6 protein-coding genes and 1 pseudogene are annotated in these 4,537 nt (G+C 57.1%); 2 read left to right on the top strand and 5 right to left on the bottom strand.

Translation table 11 applies throughout. The annotated features are described in order from the left end of the window. Window positions 1-164 precede the first annotated feature (164 nt). The 4 genes from ACI77H_RS29950 to ACI77H_RS29935 all read right to left on the bottom strand — a co-directional run bounded on the left by ACI77H_RS29950 (window position 165) and on the right by ACI77H_RS29935 (window position 2,162). A complete protein-coding gene (locus tag ACI77H_RS29950) occupies window positions 165-407 on the bottom strand; it encodes a hypothetical protein (protein WP_407015535.1) in 243 nt (80 codons plus the stop codon). A gap of 4 nt (window positions 408-411) precedes the next feature. Next, on the bottom strand, window positions 412-1,014 hold the full coding sequence (locus ACI77H_RS29945) for a hypothetical protein (protein WP_407015533.1): 603 nt from the start codon (window positions 1,012-1,014) through the stop codon (window positions 412-414). Between the two features lie 573 nt (window positions 1,015-1,587). After that, the gene (locus tag ACI77H_RS29940; protein ID WP_407015532.1) at window positions 1,588-1,881 is read right to left on the bottom strand and encodes a hypothetical protein; all 294 of its coding nucleotides are present in this window, start codon (window positions 1,879-1,881) and stop codon (window positions 1,588-1,590) included. Then, window positions 1,878-2,162 carry a hypothetical protein gene (locus tag ACI77H_RS29935; protein WP_407015530.1) on the bottom strand — a complete coding sequence of 95 codons (285 nt, stop codon included), beginning with the start codon at window positions 2,160-2,162 and terminating at the stop codon, window positions 1,878-1,880. The genes ACI77H_RS29940 and ACI77H_RS29935 overlap by 4 nt, the downstream gene beginning before the upstream one ends. A gap of 155 nt (window positions 2,163-2,317) precedes the next feature. Between ACI77H_RS29935 and mobQ the strand changes: the two genes are divergently transcribed. After that, complete coding sequence (gene mobQ, locus ACI77H_RS29930) at window positions 2,318-3,427, top strand: MobQ family relaxase (protein WP_407015529.1); 1,110 nt, start codon at window positions 2,318-2,320, stop codon at window positions 3,425-3,427. A gap of 9 nt (window positions 3,428-3,436) precedes the next feature. Next, the gene (locus ACI77H_RS29925) at window positions 3,437-4,072 is read left to right on the top strand and encodes a hypothetical protein (protein WP_407015527.1); all 636 of its coding nucleotides are present in this window, start codon (window positions 3,437-3,439) and stop codon (window positions 4,070-4,072) included. Between the two features lie 206 nt (window positions 4,073-4,278). On the opposite strand, the pseudogene ACI77H_RS29920 reads toward ACI77H_RS29925, so the two are convergent. Beyond that, a pseudogene (locus ACI77H_RS29920) lies at window positions 4,279-4,537 on the bottom strand (transcriptional regulator); the annotation flags it as partial.

Genomic DNA, 4,537 nt, shown 5'->3' with positions numbered 1-4,537 from the left:
CCGCCTATTGCTGCTAGCGTACGTTGCGAAAGGCCCCACTTCTTGCGCTCAAGCTGTAACCGGTTTCCCAGAGTCATCAATCATTTTCCTAAAAAATCCGATTAAGCACAGCATGTTAGTGGGTTGATACTAACCGCCGAAGACTTGCCCGCCTCCCCAAGCACTTAGGGCCTTTGAGCGATCTGTAGCCGAATTTCAAGCTGAGCCGCAATCTCGACCATCTCTTCGAGAGGAAACGCGTTGAAATCGTGTTGCTGGAGCAGCGCAGAGCGGGCCGGTGATATGGCGTTAGCCCCCCAACCATTGAGCTTAACGTGATCGAGCACGGCAACCATCAGTTGGGCTTTCAGCAGCAGAGCTGCAGGTTGATCGCACTTCAGATCGGCAAAGACGTTCTGTGCAGTCATGGCATTACTTCTCCGAGTCGGTTGTGCCATTCACCCAGTCGCGAGTGTTGGGGTCGCGGGTTACCGTCGTGTGAGAGGTCTTGCGGCGGTATTCCTTGATGAATGCCACGCGGTCGCCCTTGAAGAATAGGGCCGGATTGACCCAGTACATGCTTGGGCCGCGAGGGAAAAGGAAGCGATTGAGCAGCAGCTCTTTGAAGCCGCGATGGAACGTTGCCTCGCTCATACCAAGGTCCCGCCCATTGAGGCCACTGTCGAACCAATGCAGGTAGATCAAGTCAGCGAAGCCACCCGTCATGCGGGTGGTCTGGTACTCGCTCAGAATCGCCTGAAAGACGCGCATACCTGTCTTGGTCAGGTCGTACATTGCCTTCACGCCTTCGGCAAACACCTTTACGAACTCGGCATCATCACGCTCTTCCACCGTGTGAATCGTGCTGACAGCAGTAACCTCGCCAGTAAGGGGGTCCACCAGATCCTTGCCCCGGCCTGCCCGCACGTAGCGTTTCTTGGTCTCTAGGGTGCTTGGATCGATGAGCGGATTGACGTCTGGCGAGTACTGCCGGTTAAGTTCTCGCAGAGTAGGGCTTTTTTTTGCTGAGTCCATCTTCAAAAAAACCTATAAAACTGACGGTAGGGCCGTCATCGTATTGCGGTACCACCCGCAAAATCAAGCCGTTTTTTGCAGGTGATACCCCGCATAAGTGCGGGTACGACCCTGCATAAGTGCGGGTAACCCCCCCCGTATTCCGTGGCCTGCAGCAGTTTCCCTTCTCACTCTGTTACTACGCGCCCTTGATCTGGCCTTTTTAGTGCCCTTGATTTGCTTCAGGGATTCAAAGAATCGGGCTGTGAGCTAGATCAAGGTGGCTCACAGTGCAGTGGCCGCGAAGCGGACGCTGTGCTGGGGGACGCCCAACAAGCGAAGCGCGTTAGGACGGTGGGTCAGGCACCGCGATCTTTGGTTGAGATCCAGCGGCCTTCCAGTCGCTGTGCGCCGTCCAAATCCGCGCAAGAAGATGTTCAGAGTGCGGCTGCTTCGCTCCTTCACGCCGCGCCTTCGGCCTGCGCACTTCGTTTGCGAGTAATCAGTCCGGAAGGTTTCCGATTCGGAAACCTTGTAATGACAAAGAAATTGCCACGGCACGGGGCCGTTGGGATGGTAGGCACGAGCTTTTCGCTAGGATTGGTCCCACAGTTCGACGAGCAGCTCAGCCTCTGTTCGGCACCTGTCGATTCGCTTCTGGTACTTACTGAATTGCTCGCCGGGGTGTCGTTGCTTGAGGTCCTGGAGCAATGGCAGCAAATCACCGGCCCATCCCTTGTACTCATTGGGGTAGCCGCCAGTTTTCGTCTGCGTGAGTATTCCTGTCTCGGTCAACCTTTCAGCCCAGCGATATGCACCGGACTCCCAAACGGCCAGCGTGTCTTCTCGTTCGCCCGGCTCAACGTAGACCCTGATCCACCAACTCATTCGGATGTCACTACCAGTCGTTTGAATGCCTGCGAACCTTGTCCGTCCTCGCCTAATACAGCCAGTCGTTCAGCCGGTCGAGTCAGGAAGCCATCGAGCAATGCGAGCAGTGCAGCACGCTTGTCGGTCGATTGGGTTTGCTGATGAAGGACCGCCGCGCCCACCAGCACTTTCACCCTGTCATCTTCTTTTTTTGCATTGGCTCGCTGTCGTGTTTCGGCCTGCTGGATCTTGGCCGTTAGTTGGTCACGCTTGCGTTTCAAGTCGTCTAAATCAGCCATTGATTATCTTCCTTCTGTTATGCCCGTTTCTGTCATTCTACGATAGACTTAAGCCGTGCGCAGATCATCCCGAAGTAAAACAAGGGCGCACTTACGCAAACTCCGTTTGCATGCGGTCGGCAAGCCGACAAATCAAAAACAGAGCAAGGCAAAACGTGGCCCTTTATTCCGCTTCCGTAAAACCCGTCAGCCGTAGCAGTGGTCGTTCCGCCACTGCCGCTGCGGCGTATCGGAATGCCGAACGGATCACGGATGAACGGACCGGCGAAATCCACGACTACACCCGTCGTTCCGGCGTGGATCATGTCGAGGCTTTTGCCCCGCACGGCCATGCCGTGCAGGGCAGTGCCGAACTGTGGAACAAGGCCGAAGCCGTCGAGGTTCGCAAGAACGCCCGAGTGGCCCGCGAAGTGCTGGTAGCGCTGCCGCACGAACTTGACCAGGTGCAACGCCGAGGGCTGGCCAAGTCGATTGCCCAGGACTTAGCCGATCGCTACGGCACGGCGGGCACGTTAGCCGTCCACCGTCCCGACCGGGATGGCGACAACCGCAATCATCACGTCCACATCCTCATGACGACCCGTCGCCTCGATGCGTCCGGCCAGTTGGGCGAAAAGACTCGTGAACTGGACGACGTGAAGCGCGGCCCTGAAGAGGTGGAATGGATACGGGCCATGATCGAGGCCCAGACAAATCGCTCGCTGGAGCGTGCCGGGGCTGACGGCCGTGTGGATAGGCGCTCGCTGGTCGAGCAGCGCGCCGCTGCGCTGGACGCCGGCGATATGGATCGCGCGGCCCAGCTGGATCGGCCGGCGACCATCCACGAAGGCCCGAGGGTCACGCAGATCCGGCGCGAGTCGGCCCGGGCTGGCCGTGCGCCGTTAGGCGCACTGGATCGGGCGGCGGCGAATGACCAGGGCCGCCAGTTGGTGGCCGACCGTGCCGAACTGGGCACCGTATCAGCGCAGATCATCGACTTTGAAAAGGCCCGTGCCCTGCGCGATGCCCGCGAAAAAGTGGCTGAAACAGCCGCCGATGGCATGGCCGCTTTCAAGGCTCGTTTCCAGCAAAACCAAGACTTCAACGCCCGTGTCGATGCTGAGCGCGAGCGCATGGCCAACGAGCGTCACAGAGTTGCCCAGGAACGCGCCGCCCTCGAACGGCAAGAGAAGGCCAGAGCGGCCTTGAAACAAATCGAAAATGACCAGTTGAGCCGCAATGACGGGCCATCCAAAGGCCGTAGCGGCCCTGATTTTTGGATGTAAGGGGGATAAATGAGCGTGAGTGAACAGGAGCTGTTTGGCTTGATGGCCGTGGCCCAAGAGCAGCAGCAAGCCGCGACATTGATCCTGAAACGGTTGGAGGCTCAGCAGGCCGAGCTGACCCAAACCATCGCGAAGGCGCGCAGCGCCGTGGATGAGATGAACAAGGCGGGTCACGCATCTGCCCTCATCATCGAGAAATCCGCACGGATTGCGGTCGAGAAGGCTGTTCAGGCCGCTTTAGAGAGTGTCCAGCAGCAAACTCGCTCAGCTCTAGGGGACTCGGTGAGTCCGGCTGTAAAGGCCTTACAAGGCGTTACAGAGCGTGCTGAGCAGGCTGAAGAAAACCTGCACCAAGCTTCGAGGTCACTCAGCTGGAAATGGACCGCGATCTGCGCAGCTATGGGCTGCACGCTGCTGGCTACTGTCGTGGGTTTGTCGATGCTTCTGGTGCCTACGCCTAACGAAATTGCAGATCTGCGGGTCACTGCGGCTGCTCTGGAAGCTAAAGGGGGCAAAGTGCAGCTCACCCAATGCGGCCCCAGCAATAGACTCTGTGCAAAGGTAGACATCAAAGCGAACACCGCCAAAAACGGTGCTTTCGGGTGGGGCAAGGACGGCGATTGGGTGATTCTTCAGGGCTACTGACACCGCCCCAATATCAACCTGTTATGGACTCAGGAATGCTTGAGAAAACGTTTGTGGTTGCGCTGTTCCTGATGGGTATTGCGTGGGTCGTTCTCGTTGTTGCCATTATTCGCTGGTTTGGTTTTTAGGACTGACGCAGCGTCCAGTCCGGAGAGGCGATTCTGCTGGTTAGCTTGTCTAAACAAGCTTCTTCACGAAGCTCCCCGTCAGTTGTTTATCCGATCGTATTTCTTCGCCAGCGAGAAAATAATTTTTTCGACAGCTTGCCGATCTGCTACTTGCAGTAAACGAAATGCCTCCAAGACAGGGTGTTCATCCGTAGCAACAGTGGTGTTATCCAAATCAGTCCGGACCCCGGTAAGAATGAACTGCACATCAAAACCGGCGGTATACAATCGGACTAAATAATCGCCTCGGGGAATCCGCGAGTCGTTCTCATAATGGCCTTGGGCATTACCCTGCACT

Origin of the sequence: Pseudomonas sp. O230, from assembly GCF_045447035.1 — a bacterium.
Classification (GTDB): Bacteria; Pseudomonadota; Gammaproteobacteria; order Pseudomonadales; family Pseudomonadaceae; genus Aquipseudomonas.
Note: the sequence above shows the minus strand (reverse complement) of the source record. Positions and strands in the feature narration are given on the sequence as shown.

What these genes read in the sequence shown, in the direction of transcription:
- ACI77H_RS29950 (WP_407015535.1), bottom strand. Translation starts at nt 407, where the DNA reads ATGACTGCACAGAACGTCTTTGCCGATCTGAAGTGCGATCAACCTGCA.
- ACI77H_RS29945 (WP_407015533.1), bottom strand. Translation starts at nt 1,014, where the DNA reads ATGGACTCAGCAAAAAAAAGCCCTACTCTGCGAGAACTTAACCGGCAG.
- ACI77H_RS29940 (WP_407015532.1), bottom strand. Translation starts at nt 1,881, where the DNA reads ATGAGTTGGTGGATCAGGGTCTACGTTGAGCCGGGCGAACGAGAAGAC.
- ACI77H_RS29935 (WP_407015530.1), bottom strand. Translation starts at nt 2,162, where the DNA reads ATGGCTGATTTAGACGACTTGAAACGCAAGCGTGACCAACTAACGGCC.
- ACI77H_RS29925 (WP_407015527.1), top strand. Translation starts at nt 3,437, where the DNA reads ATGAGCGTGAGTGAACAGGAGCTGTTTGGCTTGATGGCCGTGGCCCAA.